Annotated in this window: 14 protein-coding genes; 9 read left to right on the top strand and 5 right to left on the bottom strand. The window is 65.6% G+C overall.

The features are described 5' to 3' along the window. Positions 1 to 143: 143 nt before the first annotated feature. Positions 144 to 2,636 carry a TonB-dependent receptor plug domain-containing protein gene (locus AB2N08_RS22310; protein WP_367613098.1) on the bottom strand — a complete coding sequence of 831 codons (2,493 nt, stop codon included), beginning with the start codon at positions 2,634 to 2,636 and terminating at the stop codon, positions 144 to 146. Between the two features lie 256 nt (positions 2,637 to 2,892). Here AB2N08_RS22310 and AB2N08_RS22315 point away from each other — a divergent pair, with 256 nt between their 5' ends. Beyond that, the gene (locus tag AB2N08_RS22315) at positions 2,893 to 3,786 is read left to right on the top strand and encodes an alpha/beta fold hydrolase (protein ID WP_367613099.1); all 894 of its coding nucleotides are present in this window, start codon (positions 2,893 to 2,895) and stop codon (positions 3,784 to 3,786) included. Positions 3,787 to 3,996: 210 nt separating this feature from the next. Here AB2N08_RS22315 and AB2N08_RS22320 read toward each other — a convergent pair whose 3' ends face one another. Both AB2N08_RS22320 and AB2N08_RS22325 read right to left on the bottom strand, forming a co-directional pair. Next, positions 3,997 to 5,385 carry an ATP-binding protein gene (locus AB2N08_RS22320; protein WP_367613100.1) on the bottom strand — a complete coding sequence of 463 codons (1,389 nt, stop codon included), beginning with the start codon at positions 5,383 to 5,385 and terminating at the stop codon, positions 3,997 to 3,999. Next, positions 5,378 to 6,040: a response regulator gene (locus AB2N08_RS22325; protein WP_367613101.1), complete on the bottom strand. Its 663-nt coding sequence runs from the start codon at positions 6,038 to 6,040 to the stop codon at positions 5,378 to 5,380. The genes AB2N08_RS22320 and AB2N08_RS22325 overlap by 8 nt, the downstream gene beginning before the upstream one ends. Positions 6,041 to 6,188: 148 nt before the next feature. Between AB2N08_RS22325 and AB2N08_RS22330 the strand changes: the two genes are divergently transcribed. The 5 genes from AB2N08_RS22330 to AB2N08_RS22350 all read left to right on the top strand — a co-directional run bounded on the left by AB2N08_RS22330 (position 6,189) and on the right by AB2N08_RS22350 (position 14,676). Then, positions 6,189 to 8,231, top strand: a complete 2,043-nt coding sequence (locus AB2N08_RS22330; RefSeq protein ID WP_367613102.1) for a glycoside hydrolase family 97 protein — start codon at positions 6,189 to 6,191, stop codon at positions 8,229 to 8,231. A 394-nt stretch (positions 8,232 to 8,625) separates the two neighbouring features. Continuing rightward, positions 8,626 to 9,780, top strand: coding sequence for an MFS transporter (locus AB2N08_RS22335; RefSeq protein ID WP_367613103.1), 1,155 nt, complete (start codon positions 8,626 to 8,628; stop codon positions 9,778 to 9,780). Between the two features lie 36 nt (positions 9,781 to 9,816). Beyond that, a complete protein-coding gene (locus tag AB2N08_RS22340) occupies positions 9,817 to 10,650 on the top strand; it encodes a PhzF family phenazine biosynthesis protein (protein ID WP_367613104.1) in 834 nt (277 codons plus the stop codon). 179 nt (positions 10,651 to 10,829) lie between these two features. Continuing rightward, positions 10,830 to 11,588, top strand: a complete 759-nt coding sequence (locus AB2N08_RS22345) for an N-acyl amino acid synthase FeeM domain-containing protein (RefSeq protein ID WP_367613105.1) — start codon at positions 10,830 to 10,832, stop codon at positions 11,586 to 11,588. A gap of 148 nt (positions 11,589 to 11,736) precedes the next feature. Beyond that, positions 11,737 to 14,676, top strand: coding sequence for a putative bifunctional diguanylate cyclase/phosphodiesterase (locus AB2N08_RS22350; protein WP_367613106.1), 2,940 nt, complete (start codon positions 11,737 to 11,739; stop codon positions 14,674 to 14,676). A gap of 15 nt (positions 14,677 to 14,691) precedes the next feature. Here AB2N08_RS22350 and AB2N08_RS22355 read toward each other — a convergent pair whose 3' ends face one another. Continuing rightward, a complete protein-coding gene (locus AB2N08_RS22355; RefSeq protein ID WP_367613107.1) occupies positions 14,692 to 15,075 on the bottom strand; it encodes a DUF4124 domain-containing protein in 384 nt (127 codons plus the stop codon). A gap of 192 nt (positions 15,076 to 15,267) precedes the next feature. Here AB2N08_RS22355 and AB2N08_RS22360 point away from each other — a divergent pair, with 192 nt between their 5' ends. Both AB2N08_RS22360 and AB2N08_RS22365 read left to right on the top strand, forming a co-directional pair. Then, positions 15,268 to 16,260, top strand: coding sequence for a 2-hydroxyacid dehydrogenase (locus AB2N08_RS22360; RefSeq protein ID WP_367613108.1), 993 nt, complete (start codon positions 15,268 to 15,270; stop codon positions 16,258 to 16,260). A 14-nt stretch (positions 16,261 to 16,274) separates the two neighbouring features. Next, the gene (locus tag AB2N08_RS22365) at positions 16,275 to 16,766 is read left to right on the top strand and encodes a hypothetical protein (protein WP_367613109.1); all 492 of its coding nucleotides are present in this window, start codon (positions 16,275 to 16,277) and stop codon (positions 16,764 to 16,766) included. Here the strand turns inward: AB2N08_RS22365 and AB2N08_RS22370 are convergent. Further along, positions 16,711 to 18,033: a S41 family peptidase gene (locus AB2N08_RS22370; RefSeq protein ID WP_367613110.1), complete on the bottom strand. Its 1,323-nt coding sequence runs from the start codon at positions 18,031 to 18,033 to the stop codon at positions 16,711 to 16,713. The two genes, AB2N08_RS22365 and AB2N08_RS22370, sit on opposite strands and share 56 nt — an antisense overlap. 200 nt (positions 18,034 to 18,233) lie before the next feature. On the opposite strand from AB2N08_RS22370, the gene AB2N08_RS22375 reads away from it, so the two are divergent. After that, the gene (locus tag AB2N08_RS22375) at positions 18,234 to 19,202 is read left to right on the top strand and encodes a threo-3-hydroxy-L-aspartate ammonia-lyase (RefSeq protein ID WP_367613111.1); all 969 of its coding nucleotides are present in this window, start codon (positions 18,234 to 18,236) and stop codon (positions 19,200 to 19,202) included. Positions 19,203 to 19,249 lie beyond the last annotated feature (47 nt).

Raw genomic sequence — 19,249 nt, forward strand, 5'->3', positions numbered from 1 at the left:
TGCCTGCAACCCCTACTTCCTAAGTCAAGCAAATTATTCCGGACAGCAGTGCGCCTCCGCGGGAACGACGTGCATAGTCACGTGACCCTCGCACGTCGTCCCCGCGGAGGCGGGGACCCAAGTCACTCAGCACACCCCCATCATCAAAACGCGTACGTCGCGCGGCCGTAGATATAACGACCCGAACGACCGAACGGTGCATACGTCGAGAACGGCGTGTTACCGGTGGTGTTGAGCGTCGGCGGCAGCGTTTCCGGGTACTGGTCGAACACGTTATCCGCGCCCAGCGCCAGGGTCAGCTTCGGCGTGACCGCGAAGCGGCCTTCCAGGTCGACCGTGGTCTTGGCGCCCATCTCGAAGTCGAAGGCGGCCGTGGTGCCCGGCGACAGCACTTCGCCGTAGCGTGTGGCGCGCAGCGTCGCGCCCCACTGGCCCAGCTTCCAGTTCACGTTCGCGCTGATCTTGTTCTTCGGCTGGCCTTTTTCCAGCGACAGCACGTTCAGGCGGTCGAACAGCACCGGCGCCGGGCTCAGGCCCGAGAGCTGGGCCGTGGTCGGCGTCTTGGTCACTTCGGTGTCGGTGAAGTTGGCCGCCAGCGTCAGGTCGAACTTGCCGGCGTCGCCCGCGTTGTACGGCATGCTCATGACGATATCGACACCCTTGGTGGTGGTGTCCACGCCGTTGATGAAGAAGCGGCCGCCGCCGACGCCCATGAAGCCCTGGCTGGCGATGTAGTTGCGCACATTCGTCTGCGTCAGGTTCTCGGACAGGATGATGCGGTCTTCGATGTCGATGCGGTAGGCGTCGACCGTCACGCTCACGGCGCCGAAGCGCATCACCGCGCCGAGCGAGGCGTTGATCGATTTCTCGGCGTCGAGCGGCTTGGCGCCCAGGGCGACGGCGACCGGATCGTCCGGGCGGAAGGTGGTGATCTCGAACGGCACGCCGTTGATGAAGTTGGTCGAGGTCGCGGTGAAGTTCTGCTGCTGCGGCGATGGCGCGCGGAAGCCGTTCTGGATCGCGCCGCGCAGGGCGAAGTTCTGGTTGAAGTCGTAGCGCAGCGCCAGTTTGCCGGCCAGGCTGTTGCCGAAGTCCGAATAGCGCTCGCCACGCACGGCCACCGATGCCAGCAGCTCGGGCGTCACGTTCGCTTCCAGATCGACAAAGGCGCCGATGGCGTTGCGGTGCGAATCAACTTCGTTCGACGGGCGGAAGCCCGGGAATACCTGGGCGCCCGGCGCCGTCGGCGTGCCGTTCGGCAGCAGCGCGCCGCCGAAGCTGTACGACTGCTCTTCGCCGGCGAACAGCTCATAGCCTTCGCGACGCGCTTCGATACCGACCGCCACGTTCAGCGGCGACGAGAACGACGCCATCTCGACGCTGCGCACACCGGTCAGGTTGGCCACGGCCTGGTCGTACGAGTAGCCGCCGGCGTAGAACGACGTCTTGCTGGTCGGTCCGAGGGAGCGGTTCAGCGTGTTCTCGATGGTGTATTCCATCTTGTTCTTGCCGTAGCCGAGCGAGGCGTCCATGTCCCACTCGCCGGCCAGCCAGGTCACGCCGCCGGTGGCCGAGAAGTCTTTCACGGTCGGCGAGATCAACGGCAAAAAGCCGTCCGGGTAGATCGACTGGATGTTGCGCGCGTCTTGCGGGATGCGGGCGTAGCCGGCCGACGTGGCGTCGCGGTCCTGGTAGCTCGCCCAGCCGTACACCTTGACGCCGCCGCCCATGTCGTTGCCGGCGTTGGCGAACAGCGTGGACTGCTTCATGTCAGGCTCGCCGGTCCAGGCGTTGAAGCGGTTGATCGTGTTTTCGCGCGGGTCGAACGCGCCATTGACCAGCGCGTACTGCTGGCGCATGTCGTAGCCGGCGCGCTCGTTGCGGTTCTGGTCGCGGAATTCGCCGGCGATCGTCAGGTAGCCGGTCTCGCCCAGCGCCAGGCCTTTCCAGATACTGACCGTGGCGGTCTGGCCATCGGTGCGCTTGCGTGAGGCCGGGGCGGCCCAGGTGCCGCCGGCCGGTGGCGCGGCGTTGTACAGATCGTATTCGGTCTTGTTGGCGCCGTAGTTGACGGTCGCTTCGCCGCCGGTGCGGTCGGTGCGCAGGCGCATATTGACCACGCCCGAAATCGCGTCCGAGCCGTATTGGGCGGCGGCGCCGTCACGCAGGACCTCGACCGATTTGACGATCGCGGTCGGGATGGTGTTCAGGTCGACCGCTGCCGAACCGCGGCCGATCGAGCCGTTCACGTTCACCAGCGACGATGCATGGCGGCGCTTGGAGTTCACCAGCACCAGGGTCTGGTCGGGCGACATGCCGCGCAGCGTGGCCGGGCGGATGGTGTCGGTGCCGTCGGTCAGCGACGGACGCGGGAAGTTCAGCGAAGGCAGGGCCATCGACAGCGCCTGGGTCATTTCGGTGCTGCCCGAATTCTTCAGGGTCTCGGCCGAGATGACGTCGACGGGCGCGGTGGTGTCGAGCACGGTGCGGTTGGCAACCCGGGTACCGGTGACGACGACTGTCGCGGACGTGGCGGTGGTGTCGACTTGCGGTACTTCCTGGGCCTGGGCAACGCCTGCGCACAGCGCGGCGATGGCGAGGGCAACTGCTGTCTTTTGCGTCTTGGCTCTCTGCATGGTGCTGATCCTTTTTTGTTCAAACACGGGTGTTCCACTGGGAAGGGCGAGGCCGGGGACCTCGACCTCATACTGCTCAGCGCTTGCTTGAGTGTCAATTCGTGGTAATCGCGAATGACGTAATTACAACAGTGGCCGATTGTCAGGTTCGCGTAAGGACAAAAGTGCACGCGCGGACCGGTCTTTTTTTTTCCAAATCGGGTGCGTGTATAGTCGATGCCGCAGCATGATCCGGCCCACCAGGAGACTCACAACGATGACAGCACTGTTCCCCAATTTTCGCGCCCTGCAGGTCGAGGTCGACCCCACCGTCACCATCAACGCCATCGTCGGCGGATCCGGTCCGCCGCTCCTGCTGCTGCACGGCCACCCGCAAACCCACGCCATCTGGCACCGCATCGCGCCGCGCCTGGCGCAGCACTTCACGGTGGTGGCGTGCGACCTGCGCGGCTATGGCGATTCGTCGAGGCCGCAGGGCGCCCTTGATCACGCCAACTACAGCAAGCGCGCGATGGCGGCCGACATGGTGGCGGTGATGCTGTCACTGGATTTCAAGACCTTCCGCGTGCTCGCCCACGACCGCGGCGCGCGCGTGGCGCACCGGCTGGCGCTGGACCATCCGCAGGCGGTGCAACGCATGGCGCTGCTCGATATTGCGCCGACGCTGGCGATGTACGAGCAAACCTCGGAGGCGTTTGCACGCGCCTACTGGCACTGGTTCTTCCTGATCCAGCCGGCGCCGCTGCCCGAGCGCCTGATCGGGGCCGATCCGGCCGCGTACGTGCGCGATGTGATGGGCAAGCGCAGCGCCGGCCTGGCGCCGTTCGATCCACGCGCGCTGGCCGAATACCAGCGCTGCCTGGCGTTGCCGGGCGCCGCGCACGGCATCTGCGAAGACTACCGGGCCAGCGCGACAATCGATCTTGATCACGACCGGCTCGATCGGGATAAGGGCGGCAAGTTAAGCCTGCCGCTCATGGTGCTGTGGGGCGAGCAGGGCGTGGTGGGGCGCTGCTTTGATCCGCTCAAGGAGTGGCAGCTGGTGGCGGCTGACGTGCAGGGCGGGGCGCTGCCGTGCGGGCACTACATCGCCGAGGAAGCGCCGGACGCGCTGCTCGAACGCGTGCTGCCGTTTTTGCTGCAGGGATGAGAGCAGCCGTCATGAAGTTGCCGGCGTTGCGCTCGACGCGCCGCCAGCTGCTCGTCGTTCCAGCGGAGGCTGGAACCCAAGTCCGTAGCGGGCCATTAAAAATTTCGCGGCCGAGTTGATGAACCTGGGTTCCAGCCTTCGCTGGAACGACGGTTATCAGGTCAGCGGACTATCTTGGAAAGCCGCAGGCCTTTCTACGATCCAGGCAAACTACGCCACGGCCCCCGAAAACACAATGACCGCGCACACGCCGCGACCCTGGTCGCCTTCCTGCAGCGAGATGGTCCCGCCATTCCTGGCTGCGCCCCGTTCGGCGATCGCCAGCCCCAGGCCGGAGCCCAGTTGCTCCTGGCCCGGCACCCGGTAAAAGCGCTCGAACACCTTGTCTTGCAGCTCGGGTGCGATGCCCGGCCCGCCGTCGCAGATCGCCAGCCGGTAGCCAGCCGCCCCGCGCGTCAGGCGCACCGCGATGCGGCCATCCGGCGGCGAATACTTGATCGCGTTGCTGATCAGGTTATCGACCGCCGACGCCATGCTTTCCAGGTGCAGCGGCAGCGTGCCGCCGGCGTCCGGGTCGGCATCGAACTCGATGTCGATATTGCGCTGCACGGCCAGGTGCGCGGCCGCCGCGACGCGCTCGCGCACGAAGTCGGCCACACCGGTCAGCGGGCAGGCCTGCGCCACCTGCGGTTCCGCGCGTGCCCGCTCAAGGGCCAGCAACTGGTGCACCGTGTGGGTGGCGCGCGCCACGCCGCCGCGCAGGCCGGCCGCCGGTTCGGCGCAGCGTTCGGCCATCTCGGCGCCCGCGCGGCTGAGCAGCACGTGGGCGTTGATCTGGATCGCGGCCAGCGGCGTCTTGAGCTCGTGCGCGGCGTCGGTGAGGAACTCGTGCTCGTGCTCGATGCGTTGGGACAGGCGATGCATCAAGCCGTTGATGGCGACCACCAGCGGCGAGAGCTCCTTGTACTTGGAGTCGGGCAGCGGCGTCAGGTCGGCGTCGGTGCGCTGGGCGATGCTCGAGGCGATCGAGCGCAGCGGGCGCAGGCCGATGCCCACGATCAGCCACGCCGGGATCAATAGCAGCGGCAAGCTGAAAAACGTCGACGACAGCAAAAAGCTCACACCCCAGATCGTGAGCATCCACTCGTCGTCGACTTCGTGGCGGCGCTCGACGACGATGCGCTTGTCCGGGTCGTGCGCGGTCCAGCGCACCCACGCATAGGCATCCGGCGTGGCCACTTCGGGCAAGGCATCCGGCAGGTCCGGCATCGAGTTGTACAGCAGGCGGCCGTCGAGCCAGACGCGCACGCGCACGTGGGAGTGGTAATCGAGTTCCCTGAACATGCGCTGGCGGTTCACTTCGATCGCGGCCAGCGCCGGCAGCATGCGCTCGGGGCGGGCGCCCACATCGCGCATGTGGGCCAGGATGTTGAGCGTGTGCGCCTTGTTCTCGCTGAAGGTGCGCGTGCGCTGCGTGATCTTGGCTTCGTAGAACATCCACAACAGGCCGATGATCGCGACGCTGACGATCACGCCGGCAAAGCTGAACATCAGGCGCCGGAACAGCGACGACTGCTGATCGAGATACGCGCTACGCATCGCGCTGGACCATGTAGCCGACGCCGCGCACGGTGCGGACCACGCCTTCGCCTACCTTCTTGCGCAGATTGAAGATATGGACATCGAGCGTCTGGCTCTGGCCTTCGCCCGAGGGCAGGGCGCGCCGTTCGAGTTCGACGCGCGTGAGCACGCGGTTGGCCTGCTTCATCAGCGTGAGCAGCAGCGCGAATTCGGTTTTCGACAGCGTGACCGGCTGGCCGTCGCGCGTGACGAGCATGCGGTTCTCGTCGAGCACGATGTCGCCTGCCACCCACAGGTTTTCTTCCATCGCGCCGTGGCTGCGGCGCACGATCGCGCGCAGGCGCACCAATAGTTCCGGGATCTCGAACGGCTTGATCAGGTAGTCGTCGGCGCCCAGGTCGAACCCCTTCAGGCGGTCTTGCAGGCTGTCGCGCGCGCTGATGATCAACACCGGCAAGCGCACGCCCTCATCACGCAGCGCGCGCAGCACGTCGGTGCCGTCGCCGTCGGGCAGCCCGAGGTCGAGCACCACGGCGTCGAACGATTCGCTGCGCATGCGCGCGACCGCATCCACGGCCAGGCGCAGCCAGAGCGCCGTGTGGCCTTCGTCCCGGAATACCGACAACAGCGCCTGGCCGATCGCCAGGTCGTCTTCGATCATGAGAATTTTCATGGCGGGAGTTTACCAGTGCGCTGGCGCCCGGGCGTTTGAATGAATCTTCAGATTCGCTTTAGCAGGGCGTTGACCGCGCATGCCCGATGCCGGACTATCCAAGGCGACCGATTTCAGGTTGAAATTATTACAAGACAGGAGACGAAGGATGCGTACCAGTTTATTGAAGGTGAGTCTCGTGGCGCTGGGCATGGTGATCAGCACCGGCGTGGTGTCGGCCGAAGACTTGATGGCCAGCGTCGAGTCGCCCGGCAAGGTATTGAAGGTGTCGTTGCAGGTCGCACCGGACGGGCGCCTGTCGTACCAGGTCGAGCGCAATGGCCAGCCGGTGATCGCGCCGTCGCGCCTGGGCTTCGTGCTGGCCAGCGACAAGCCGCTCGACGCCGGCTTCGCGATGGAACGCCACCTCGTTACCGCGCACGACAGCACCTGGGAGCAGCCTTGGGGCGAGCGCCGCACCGTGCGCAATCACTACAAGCAGCTGCGCGTGGACGTGCACCAGAAGAAGGATGGCCGGCGCCTGGCGATTGTGTTTCGCGTGTTCGACGATGGCGTGGGCTTTCGCTACGAATTCCCGAAGCAGGCGAATAACCGCGCTGTGCACATCGCCGACGAGCTGACCGAATTCGTCGTTGCCCAACCGGCCACCGCCTGGTGGCAGCAGGCCGGCGAAGTCTGGGCGCTCGAATATCCGATCCAGAAGTCGCCCTTGCGCGAAGTGGGCATGGCCAACACGCCGATGACGGTGAAGATGGACAATGGCACCCACATCGCCTTCCACGAAGCGGCGCTGGTCGACTACGCGTCGATGTGGCTGCGCCGGGTCGAGGGCCAGCGCCTGCGCGCGCACCTGACGCCGTCGGCCAGCGGCGCGCCGGTCGTGCGCACCGGCAGCTTCACGACGCCATGGCGCACGCTGCAGATCGCCGGTGACGCGGCGGGCCTGTATATGTCCGACCTCGTGCTGAACCTGAACGAACCGAACAAGCTGGGCGACGTCTCGTGGGTCAAGCCGTCGAAGTATGTCGGCGTCTGGTGGGACATGCACCTGGAAACCAAGAGCTGGGCTGCCGGCGACAAACTGGGCGCCACCACCGAGTACACCAAACGCTATATCGACTTCGCGGCCAAGAATGGCTTCCGGGGCGTGCTGGTGGAAGGCTGGAACCCGGGCTGGGACAGCGACTGGGCCGGCAATGGCGCGGACATGGACTTCACGAAGTCCAATCCACGCTTCGACCTGCCGGCGCTGGCGGCATACGGCAAGGCGCGCGGCGTGCACATCATCGGCCACCACGAGACCGGCGGGAATATAGCGCATTACGAGAAGCAGATGGATGCGGCGTTCCGCCTGTATGCCAAGAACGGCGTGGACAGCATCAAGACCGGCTACGTGACCGATGGCGGCGCGGCGCAGTTCATGGGCAGGAACGGCAAGATCCACTTCGGCTACACCGACTCGCAAGAGGGCGTGCGCCACTACCAGAAAGTGGTCGAGGACGCGGCGCGCTACAAGATCGCCATCAACACGCACGAACCGGTGAAAGACACGGGCCTGCGCCGCACCTATCCAAACTGGATCTCGCGTGAAGGCGCGCGCGGCGTGGAGTACAACGCCTGGGGCAATCCGGTCAACAGCGTCGAGCACGAGGCGAACCTGGTGTTTACCCGCATGCTCAGCGGCCCGCTCGATTACACGCCGGGCATCCTGAGCCTGGAAGGCAAGGACAAGAAGCCGTTCAACTCGACCCAGGCCAAGCAGCTGGCGAACTTCGTGCTGATCTATTCGCCGGTGGTGATGGCGGCCGACCTGATCGAGCACTACGACCGGTATCCGGGCGCGTTCAAGTTCATCCGCGACGTGCCGACCGACTGGGACGATACGCGCGTGCTGCACGGCGCGGTGGGTGAATACGCGACCATTGCGCGCAAGGACCGCAATTCGAGCGCCTGGTATGTCGGCTCGGTCACCGACCGCAATGCGCGCACGCTCGATCTGCCATTGTCGTTCCTCGACCAGGGCAAGTCGTACGTGGCCGAGATCTATCGCGACGGCGACCAGGCCGACTACCGCAGCGAGCGGCGCTTCGACCTGGTGATCGAACAGCGCACGGTGACCAGCGGCGACACCATCAAGATGGTGCTGGCGCCAGGTGGCGGGCAGGCGATCCGACTGGTGCCGGCGGGCTGATTGGCGCGCTTTAATCGTTAGCCTCAAAACCGTCGTACCCGCGAAGGCGGGTACGACGTGCGTCTGCAATTAGTGCAATCGCGCGCCGTAGTCGTTGGCCCAAAAACCGTCGTACCCGCGGAGGCGGGTACCCAAGTTTGCTTGCGCTGCCACTAACGTTGAACGAGGTGGTTGCGCGAAGTACTTGGGTACCCGCCAAGGCGCCCGGCGAGGGCGGGTACGACGTGCATCTGCCAATGGTGTAAGCAACCGGCGCCGCACGCAGGCGCTGGTTTTCGCTTATGCTGTCGGACTGTCCATACCACGCTGGCCAAGTCCAATCACGTCGTCCATGTCCATACCTTCATCGCCGTCCACCACCACCACCGCAACCCCGGCCGCCTCCGGCGCCGTCATGCAAATCCTCCTCTCGGTCGCCTTTGTTCACCTGCTCAACGACTGCGTGCAGGCGGTGCTGCCCTCGATCTATCCACTCCTCAAGCACGAGTTCAATCTGACGTTTACCCAGGTCGGCCTGATCACCTTGATGTTCCAGTGCACCGCCTCGCTACTGCAGCCGTGGATTGGCCTGTACACCGACAAGCGCCCGATCCCGTTCCTGCTGCCGGCCGGGATGTGCGTGACGTTGCTGGGCGTTGCCCTGCTCGCTTGGGCGAACAGTTATTCCATGCTGCTGGTCGCCGCCGGCATGATCGGCGTCGGTTCGTCGACCTTCCACCCAGAAGCCTCGCGCGTGGCGCGGCTGGCTTCGGGCGGGCGCTTCGGCTTTGCGCAGTCGGTGTTCCAGGTCGGCGGCAATGCCGGCTCGGCGCTCGGGCCGCTGCTCGCCGCCGCCATCGTCGTCGGGCGCGGCCAGGCCGAGATCGCCTGGTTCATGCTGCTGGTGCTCGTCGCCGTGGCGGTGTTGATCGGCGTGAGCCGCTGGTACAGCAACCACCTGATGAATATGGTGAAAAAGGCGGCGCTGCATGCCGGCCCGGCGCTGCCGCGCAAGAAGGTGATCCAGGCGCTGGCCGTGCTGGCGCTGCTGGTGTTCTCCAAGTACATCTACATGGCCAGCCTGCAGACCTACTACACGTTTTTCCTGATCGAGAAATTCCACCTGCCGGTGGGCACGGCGCAGATGTACCTGTTCCTGTTCCTGGCGTCGGTGGCACTGGGCACCTTCGCGGGCGGGCCGATCGGCGACAAGATCGGGCGCAAGCGCGTGATCTGGTTCTCGATCCTGGGCGCGGCGCCGTTCACCATCGCGCTGCCGTACGCCGACCTGTTCTGGACCGGCGTGCTGTCGGTGATCATCGGGCTGGTGATGTCGTCGGCGTTCTCGGCCATCGTCGTGTTCGCGCAAGAATTGGTGCCGGGCAAGGTCGGCCTGATCTCGGGGATTTTCTTCGGCCTGATGTTCGGCATCAGCGGCGTGGGCGCGGCCGCCATGGGCAGCATCGCCGACGCCCACGGCATTGCGCAGGTGTACCAGATTGCGTCGTTCCTGCCGCTGCTGGGCATCCTGGCGGTGCTGCTGCCCCGCATCGAGGCGCGGCGCGACTGACGCTGCCATATTTTTTTCCAACCTCTGAGAACGCCCATGGAACAGGACATCGAACGCATCGCTGCTTTTGACGATCACGGGCAGGGCGGCAATCCGGCCGGCGTCTGGATAGGCGCAGCCCTGCCGCCGGCGGCCGAGATGGCGCGCATCGCGCACGGGGTCGGCTTTTCCGAAACCGCCTTCGCCGCGCCCGAAGGCGCGCGCTGGCGCGTGCGGTATTTTTCGCCAGCCTCCGAAGTGCCGTTTTGCGGCCATGCGACCATCGCCCTCGGCGCCGCCCTGGCGCGCAGGCATGGCGACGGCCGCTTTGCACTCACCTTGAATGACGCCGCCATCACGGTCGATGGCTGGCGCGATGGCGCACGCATGCAGGCGGCGCTGCAATCGCCGCCAACGCGCAGCGGTATCGCCCCGGATGCCTTGATCGATGCGGCGCTCGATTTGTTCGGCTATCACCGGGCCGACCTCGACTCTCGCATGCCGCCGGCCCGCATCCATGCCGGCGCCGACCATCTGCTGCTGGCGCTGACCGCGCGCGCGGCGCTCGGCGCGATGGATTACGAGCTCGAGGCCGGCCGCACCCTGATGCAAGAGCATGGCCTGGTGACGATCGTGCTGGCCTGGGCCGAGCACGATCAGCTGTTTCATACACGCAACGCCTTCGCCTCGGGCGGGGTGAAGGAAGACCCGGCGACCGGCGCCGCCAGCGCCGCACTGGGTGGTTACCTGCGCGACATCGGCTGGCCGCATGGCGGGCGGATCGACGTGGTGCAGGGCGAGGACATGGGCATGCGCTCGCTGATCACGGCCGAGATTGGCGCTGCGGCAGGCGGGTCGATCCGGGTTTCGGGCACGGCGCGGATGCTGTAGAACGGGCGTCGGTCATGCCGCTTGCATAGCCTTTAACGCACACGCTGTGAGGCCCGTTTTACGTTAAATTAAATTGAGGGTAAAAAGCACGCCTGCTCAGCAGTTCGATTGTTCGTGAGCGGATTGATAATGAGATCCAGACAATTTCTGTTTCATTTAATCAACCCAGGAGTGCCGTCATGGAGCAGTTCCCCGCATCTGTCATCAACCCGTCCACGCTGTCCCGGCCACGCCCTGTATGCCCCCCGGTTACCGGCAGCAAGACCGAGCGTTTGCCGTTCACGATCCGCCGGGTGGAGACCGAGGCCGACCTGCTCAAGGCCGTGCGGATTCGCCACGCCGCCTACGCCCGCCACGTGCCGGATTTCGCACGCAGCCTGGCCCAGCCCGAGGCGGCTGACTACGACACCGACACCATCGTGTTGCTGGCCGAGTCCAAGCTCGATGGCACGCCGATCGGCAGTACCCGCATCCGCACCAACCTGCAGCGCCCGCTCGGCGTGGAAGAATCGGTGGTGCTGCCGGACTGGTTGCAGGACAAGCGCCTGGTGGAAGCGACCCGACTGGCGATCGACGAAGGGCGGGTAGGCCGCATGGTCAAGATCGCACTGGTCAAGGCCTGCTTCATGTATTGCCAGGACAACGCGATCGACTATTCGGTGGCCACGGGCCGCCCGCCGGTCGACCGGCAGTATGAACAGATGCTGTTTGTCGATGTGTTCCCGGAAGATGGCCTGGTGCCGCTACGGCATGTTGGGAATATCCCACACCGGGTGATGGCGTTTGAAATCGCCACCTTCGAGCAACGCTGGGCCGAGGCGCGTCATCCGATGTTCGATTTCTTCTTCAATACACGCCATCCTGACATCGACATCGCCCCGCGCGCGCTGCCAGCAACCAGGACTTGGCCGGCGCCTGCAGAGCTCGCCGTCGCATGACGCCCCGGCGCGTGGCGCCGATGGGCGTTTCTGCGACTACTGTTTCTGCGACTACTAATTGCATGACGGCACTACGGTAAAGCTGTATCCTTGCGCTTTATGGCCGCCGTAGTCTGCACGGTGGACACGTGCATTACCAAGGCCGCTCATGCCCAAGCTTTCCCATCAGTTCCGTGCGTCGCTGCCGGCCGCCTTGCAAGCGGTTGTCGAGCTGGTTCTGAAGATGTTTTCGTATTACCTCATCCCGATCGGGATTGTGGTCGTGTCGCTGATTGCGCTTGTCTTCTGGCATGACGAGTACCGCACGAGCGGCGATGTGCCGCTGACGATGCACGTGATGGTCGACGAGGCCGGCACGCTCGATCCGGCGGGTGCGCTGGTGCCGACGCGCGAGCGCCCGCTGACCAATACCCATGACACCCACCTGTCCGAGGCGCCTGTCTGGTTCGTGGTCGAGCCGATGCCGCGCCCGGGCGAGCAGGTGCTCGAATTTCCGTCACGCCATGCGCTGGATATCGCTTGCTGGAACGCTGCCACGCTGGCGCCGGTCGGCCGCGCCAGCCGCAGCGAAGGCAGCCCCCTGCTGCGCGCCGACAAGGCGGGCTTTGCGCTGCGCATCGAGCCATTGCCGCGCCAGTTGCTGTGCCGCGGCACGTTCTCGGGTCCGGCGCGCCTGTCGGTGGTGCAGTGGCCGGTCGAGGGGTACGCATTGTCGGTCAAGCAATACCACCGCAAGTCTGGTCTGCTCGACGGCGGCATGATCGTGCTGGCGCTGTTCATCATCATCACCGCCCTGATCAACCGGCAGCCGGTGTACGTGATGTTTGCCGGTTGGTTGATCCTGAACCTGCGCGTGGGTGCGCTGTCGGCCGGTTGGGACATCCAGTGGCTCGGCCAGGCCGTGCCGTCCGAGTGGCTGCTGCGCAGCCGCGCGGTCACGCTTACCATGTATGGCATCGCGACATTGACGCTGTACCAGGCCCTGCTCAGGGAACACCTGGCCGAGATGCGCTACGTGGTGCCGATGCGTGTCATGCAGTGGCTGTGCATGCCGATGCTGGCCGCCGCCATCCTGGTTCCGTATGGCATGTACCTGCCACTGATGTGGGGCATCCTGGTGTGCTGCTTCTCGTTGATGACCATTGGCCTTTTCAAGATCATCATCGAATCGCGCACCCGGGTCGCGGGCTGGTTCGCAGCCTCGTTCGCCGTCACCTTCATTGCCTCGCTGGCCGAAGTGGCGTCCGCCGCGTTCGGCATGCGCGAGTTGCTGGGCGTGATCAACAGCGTCACCGCCGCGCTTGCGTCGAGCCTGCTGGCTGCGCTGGCCGTGGCCGAACAGATGCGCATGGAAACGGAGAAGCGCCAGGAAGCCCAGGAAGAGCTCGAGCACGCCTACCAGGCGATGCCGGTCGGCCTGTTCACGCTAGATACCTACGGGCACTTCCTGAGTGTCAATCCGGCCTTGCAAAAGATGCTGGGCATCACAAGCTTCACGGCGGGGCGCACGGCCTGGCGCCAGTTCTTCACCGAAGCAAGCTGGGCCAATCTGCATGAGCAGGTGCATGCCAAGGTCGAGGCCGAGATGGAGCTGACCAGCCGCGACGGCAGTCAGCGCTTCCAGGTCAGCGCCACGCTGGCGCGCGCCCGCATCGAAGGCGTGCTCCAGGACACCACCGAAAAACACAAGGCCACCGAGCAGCTGCGCTTCATGGCCAACAACGATCCGCTGACCAAGGTCTTCAACCGGCGCGGCATCGAGCGCGAGTTCAGCAATGCCTGTGCAAGCCTCGCGGCCGGCCGGCCGATGGCGCTGGCGTATGTCGACCTCGACCGCTTCAAGCTGATCAACGACCTGTTCGGCCATGCGGCCGGCGATGAAGTGCTCAAGCAAGTGTGCGAGCGCATGAGCGCGATGCTGGCCGGCGGCCAGCAACTGGGCCGCGTGGGCGGCGACGAATTCGTGATCGTGATGCCGGAAACGGCGATCCCGCTGGCCTCGATCATCAGCCGCGGCGTGGTCGACCGGCTCGGCAGCACGCCATACAGGGTCGGCGACAAGGCCTTCCACGTGCGCGCGTCGGTCGGCCTGATCGAGGTAGTGCCGGGCATGCCGATGAAGGACGCCGTCTCCACCGCCGACCGCGCCTGCCGCGAAGCCAAGACCGGCACGGGCGACGGCCTGGTCGTATATGAGCGGGGCGCCGAAGCATTCCGCCAGCGCGCCGCCGAACTCGACCTGGTCGAACGGCTCTCCAGCCCTGGCGCCACCGACAACCTGCTGCTCGAAATGCAGCCGATCATGTCGCTGCGCACACCGCACGAATCGCTCAATTTCGAAGTGCTGCTGCGCATGCGCGAATCCGATGGCCGCATTGTGCCGGCCGGGCCCGTGATCGCCGCCGCCGAAAAGAGCGGGCGCGCGAGCATGATCGACCGCTGGGTACTCACCAGCACGCTGGACTGGATCGCCGCGCACAATGATGAGCTGGTCAACACACGCTTCGTGTGCATGAACCTGTCGGGCGCGTCGCTCAATGACGAGCGCTTCGTCCAGGACACGTTCGAGATCCTGGGCCGATACGTGCACGTGGCCAGCCGCCTGTGCCTGGAAATCACCGAGAGCGTGGCCCTGCACGACCTGGACAACACCCGCCGCTTCATCGACCAGGTGCGCGGCTTCGGCGTGAAAGTGGCGCTGGACGACTTCGGCGCCGGTTATACGTCATTCTCGTACCTGAAGGAATTGCCGGCCGACGTGCTCAAGATCGACGGCAATTTCATCGTCAATATCAACGCCCATCCGGCCAATGTGGCGATCGTCGAGGCGATCGTCAGCCTGGCGGTGAACCTGGGCATGAAGACGATTGCGGAGTGGGCCGAGGATGCGGCCACCGTGCAGACGCTGCAAGAGATCGGCGTCGATTACGTGCAGGGCTATGTAGTGGCCCGCTCGATGCCGCCCGAACGCTTGCTCACGGGGCGCTCCAGCGCGGCGTTTATCCAGGACCCGGCGCTGCTGGCAATGCTGGACGAGTGGGACAAGCCGCCGGCGTCACATCTTGCGAGCGTCACGCGGCTGCATTGAACCGGGTGCGGGGCCTTAGTCGAGTCCGGCCAGCGCTGGCGTCGCACGCACGTCGCTCAGCACGAACTGGGCGCGGGCTGCCTTGAGCGTGGCGACGTCGCTTGCCAGAGGCCTGGCTGCCACGCGCTCGATCGGCATGGCCATGCGCTGCAGGGCGCGCGGTGGCGGCAACACGCTGGCGTCGGCAATCAGCGGGTAGGCGCTGACACGGGTCATGCCGTCGTTGGCTGGCTCTCGGGCCAGGCGCACGGTCGTGGCGCCGGCATCGCACGGACGATCGGTCAGGGTCACGCGGCCTTCATCGTCGACACATTTGACGATGCTGGTTTCGGAAAAGGCAGCTGGTGCAGCCATCGTGGCGGCAGCCAGCAGGCACAGTTGGCACAAGTGACGCTTCATGATCGACTCCTCGACATTGCTTCGAATTGAGAAGTTTCATTGTCTTATTTGCATCGCCGACCCTCTGTTCGCGAACTCACATACCGCTGTAGGCCTGCGCGCCGTCCGCCTGACAGCTTGTGATGCAGCGCTGTGCATTTTGCATGCACGCGCGTATAACGGTGTGACCGTGACTTGCCAGGGGAACCGAGATTGAAAACCGCCGTATTCAGTGCGCGCCGCTACGACAAAACCATGCTGGCCCAGGCCAATGACGTTGCCGGCCATGCGCTGCAGTTCATCGAAGAACGCCTGAGCGTGCAGACGGCCAGCCTGGCGGCGGGTTGCGTCGCCGTCTGCGTATTCGTCAACGACACGGTCGATGCGGCCGTGCTGGAGATCCTGGCGCGGCAGGGCACGCGCCTGGTGGCCACGCGTTCGACCGGCTACAACCACATCGATGCCGCGGCCGCACGCCGGCTCGGCATCGACGTGGTGCGCGTCACCGACTACTCGCCCAACTCGGTCGCCGAATTCGCGGTGGGTCTGTTGCTGGCCGTGAATCGCAAGATCGCACGGGCCAGTGTGCGTACGCGCGAAGGCAACTTCGATCTCGACGGCTTGATGGGCTTTGATTTGCACGGCAAAACGGTGGGCGTGATCGGCACCGGCAAGATCGGGCTGATCTTCGCCCGCATCATGGCCGGTTTCGGCTGCACGCTCGTGGGCCACGATGTGGTTCCGACGCCGGCATTCGAGGCGCTCGGGGGCCGCTACCTGAGCGTCGATGCGCTGCTCGCCTGCAGCGACGTCGTCTCGCTCCATTGTCCGCTGCTGGAAGCGACGCATCACATCGTCGACGCCGCTGCACTGGCGCGCGTCAAGCGCGGCTGCGTGCTGGTCAACACGAGTCGCGGTGGCCTGGTCGATACCGACGCCGTGGTCGGCGCGCTCAAGACGGGCCAGCTGGGCGGGCTGGCGATCGATGTCTACGAACAGGAAGCAAGCCTGTTCTTTCAAGACCTGTCGTCGGCGATCATCCTCGACGACGTGATCCAGCGCCTGGTATCCTTTCCGAACGTGATCGTCACCGGCCACCAGGCTTTCTTCACGGTCGAGGCGATCGGCCAGATCATGCGCACGACCATCGACAGCATCAGCGCCTTCGAGCGCGGCGAGCCGCTGGTCAACCGCATTCCTGCCTGAGGCAAAAGGAGCATATGCACATCGAGACAGTCAGGTTCGACCGGGTGTTCGACGTCCAGTCGGGGACGTTCAGTTTTGAAGCGGGCGGCAAACGCCAATTCGCCGTCATATTCGATCACGAGCTCGTGCCCACCGCAGGCTCGACCTTTGCCGTGGCGCTGGACGAACCGGGCAACTGGCAACAGGTGATCGGCTGGCGCGACTTGTCGGGCGCCACGGTGGGACTCAAGCGCAGCGCCTGGTATGTCGCCCTGAACCTGCTGCTGGATATCTGGATTGTCGGCATCGCGATCCCGTTCGCGGCCCTGGCGTTCGGCGGCCCCTGGGCCGGCCTGGTGGCCTTCGTGGCGATGCTGGTGGGCGCCGTCGCCATCGTGGTCGGCTGCGCGCTGCACAACCGCCAGATCGAGCGGGCGTTGCTTGCCGTCCCGCCGGGGGCGGGCGGCGCGGTCACAACGCCCGGCAAGCCGGCGCTACGCGACGATCCCACGGCGCCTGCACGCTGAGCAGGGCGCCTTTCGGTCCGCCAAGCGGCGGGTCGAGCACGAAGCGCGGTACTGCAAACGTCAGGCTTGAGTGCGGCAGCGGCACGTCATACGTGCCGCCGGACTGGCTGCGCCTGACCGCACCGCCGTCGCCCACCAGGGTGGCAAAGCCGAAGTCCTGCATCACATTTGCAAACAGCACGCTCGACGAGTAGGTCAGCGGACCGATCGCCACCTCGACCTTGCCGTTGAACCTGACGGGATTGTCGCGCTGCGGCTCGCGCCACGTCTCAATCTGCGTGTGGACGATCTGGCCGACCTGCTCGCCGCGTTCGGGATTGGCGCGCAGCACGCGCTTGACGGCGCTCGAACCGGTGCGGTAACGCGTCGTGGCCAGGTACGGCATCAAGCCATCGAGCCACAGTACGTCGTCGCCGCCGCCGTTGGCGCGGATGTCGATGACGAGGGTCTTGATGTCTTCGCGGCGCAGGCGTGTGAAGGCGGTTTTCGTGAAGGCGACGAAGTGCGCCAGGTGGCTCGAATCGAACGAGCTCACGGTCATCACCGCCGAGCATCCGGGGACGGTGTCGAGACGGTACAGACGCGCGACATCGGCTTCGTCCTGCAGCATGCGCGGCTTCTGCGTGCTGCCGGGGACATCGAGTTCGCTGCGTCGTCCGTCGCGTTCAAGCACGAGCCGGTAGCGCGGCGCAGGGCCGATCGTTTTCCAGTGATACAGCCACCAGCGCTGCGCCAGCAGCGCCGTGCGCATGGCAGGGGTGTCGCCATGCACGCGCGCCGCCAGATTCGCGACCACCGCCTCGCCCGGCACGCCGTCGATGGCGACGATGCGCGCGCCAGCCAGCGGGGAGTCGGCGCCGCCCAGCGCTGCGTCGATCACGGGCCGGCCCTGCCGGTCGAACGCGACTTCGAACGGGAACAGGACGCCGCCGGCGGCCAGGTGCGCAGCCGTGGCGGCGCGCCACCCGGTCAGCGTGACCGCCAGGTGGCCATCGGCCAGTACCGGATTGATGCGGGCCAGGCGGCGCCATGCCTCGTCCGGTGTCATCGATGGCGGCAGGTCGCGCCGGATATCCTCCAGGGCCACAGTCAAGGCATGGTCGTTCGTCGAAAAGCCCGGGTCGGGATGCTTGTTGCGCACGGTCTCGAGCACAAGGTCGATGTCTTGTTGCAGCGCCTGCGCGCTGATGGCAGGGACCGCGCAGGCAGGGTTCGTGACGATGAAAAAAACGAGCAGGGCGGGAGTGGCCAAACGCAAGCGATGCATATGTTTCCTCGGTGTGTGCGACGTGGAGTGTCTTTGGGCGATCGGTAAATATACCAACGATCAACCCAAAAAACTATCTATTTGGAAACATCTGCATACGGTTGCCAGGATGCCGTTCCACCGGGTTTGACGACCGGTCGGGCGGCCGATAGACTGCGCCATCGTCTCCACCTGCCCGCACTCCTGAAAGGACCGCCCCCATGACCATGCCCCAGCTTCCCACGTATGACGACGTCGTCCAGGCCGCCGAACGCATCGCCGGCGCCGCGCACCGCACGCCGGTACTGACCTCGCGCACCGTCAACGAGGAGTTCGGCGCCGAGGTGTTCTTCAAGTGCGAAAACATGCAGCGCATGGGCGCCTTCAAGTTCCGGGGCGGCTACAACGCGCTGGCCAGATTCAGTCCCGAGCAGCGGCGCGCCGGCGTGGTCGCCTTCTCGTCCGGGAACCATGCGCAGGCGATCGCGCTGTCGGCGCGGCTGCTGGACATGCCGGCCACGATCATCATGCCCGAGGATGCGCCGGCCGCGAAGGTCGCCGCCACGCGCGGCTATGGCGCTACCGTCGTCACGTATGACCGGTACACCGAAGACCGCGAGCAGATCGGCCGCGCGTTGGCCGAGCGCGATGGCCTGACCCTGATCCCGCCGTACGACCACCCGGACGTGATTGCCGGGCAGGGCACGGCGGCCAGGGAATTGTTCGACGAAGTCGGCCCGCTCGACGCGTTCTTCGTGTGCCTGGGCGGCGGCGGCCTGCTGTCAGGCTCGGCCCTGGCCACGCGCGCGCTGTCGCCAGACTGCAAGCTGTATGGCGTCGAGCCCGAAGCCGGCAACGATGGCCAGCAATCCTTCCGTAGCGGGCAGATCGTCCACATCGACACGCCGCGCACGATCGCCGATGGCGCGCAGACGCAGCACCTGGGCCAGCTGACGTTCCCGATCATCCGGCGCGACGTGGACGACATCCTGACCGTCAGCGACGACGAACTGGTGGCGTGCATGCGCTTCTTTGCCGAGCGCATGAAGATCGTGGTGGAGCCGACCGGGTGCCTGGGCTTCGCGGCGGCGCGCAAGATGAAGGACCAGTTGTGCGGCAAGCGCATCGGGGTGCTGGTCAGTGGCGGGAATATCGATCTGGCGCGGTTTGCGAGTTTGATCGGTGAGTGAGTGCCTGGCGTTTGGCCTGCACACTTGGCACGTCGTTCCAGCGGAGC

Source organism: Massilia aurea (assembly GCF_040790145.1).
Taxonomy (GTDB): Bacteria; Pseudomonadota; Gammaproteobacteria; order Burkholderiales; family Burkholderiaceae_D; genus Telluria; species Telluria aurea_C.

What these genes read in the sequence shown, in the direction of transcription:
- AB2N08_RS22310 (WP_367613098.1), bottom strand. Translation starts at nt 2,636, where the DNA reads ATGCAGAGAGCCAAGACGCAAAAGACAGCAGTTGCCCTCGCCATCGCC.
- AB2N08_RS22315 (WP_367613099.1), top strand. Translation starts at nt 2,893, where the DNA reads ATGACAGCACTGTTCCCCAATTTTCGCGCCCTGCAGGTCGAGGTCGAC.
- AB2N08_RS22320 (WP_367613100.1), bottom strand. Translation starts at nt 5,385, where the DNA reads ATGCGTAGCGCGTATCTCGATCAGCAGTCGTCGCTGTTCCGGCGCCTG.
- AB2N08_RS22325 (WP_367613101.1), bottom strand. Translation starts at nt 6,040, where the DNA reads ATGAAAATTCTCATGATCGAAGACGACCTGGCGATCGGCCAGGCGCTG.
- AB2N08_RS22330 (WP_367613102.1), top strand. Translation starts at nt 6,189, where the DNA reads ATGCGTACCAGTTTATTGAAGGTGAGTCTCGTGGCGCTGGGCATGGTG.
- AB2N08_RS22335 (WP_367613103.1), top strand. Translation starts at nt 8,626, where the DNA reads ATGCAAATCCTCCTCTCGGTCGCCTTTGTTCACCTGCTCAACGACTGC.
- AB2N08_RS22340 (WP_367613104.1), top strand. Translation starts at nt 9,817, where the DNA reads ATGGAACAGGACATCGAACGCATCGCTGCTTTTGACGATCACGGGCAG.
- AB2N08_RS22345 (WP_367613105.1), top strand. Translation starts at nt 10,830, where the DNA reads ATGGAGCAGTTCCCCGCATCTGTCATCAACCCGTCCACGCTGTCCCGG.
- AB2N08_RS22350 (WP_367613106.1), top strand. Translation starts at nt 11,737, where the DNA reads ATGCCCAAGCTTTCCCATCAGTTCCGTGCGTCGCTGCCGGCCGCCTTG.
- AB2N08_RS22355 (WP_367613107.1), bottom strand. Translation starts at nt 15,075, where the DNA reads ATGAAGCGTCACTTGTGCCAACTGTGCCTGCTGGCTGCCGCCACGATG.
- AB2N08_RS22365 (WP_367613109.1), top strand. Translation starts at nt 16,275, where the DNA reads ATGCACATCGAGACAGTCAGGTTCGACCGGGTGTTCGACGTCCAGTCG.
- AB2N08_RS22370 (WP_367613110.1), bottom strand. Translation starts at nt 18,033, where the DNA reads ATGCATCGCTTGCGTTTGGCCACTCCCGCCCTGCTCGTTTTTTTCATC.
- AB2N08_RS22375 (WP_367613111.1), top strand. Translation starts at nt 18,234, where the DNA reads ATGACCATGCCCCAGCTTCCCACGTATGACGACGTCGTCCAGGCCGCC.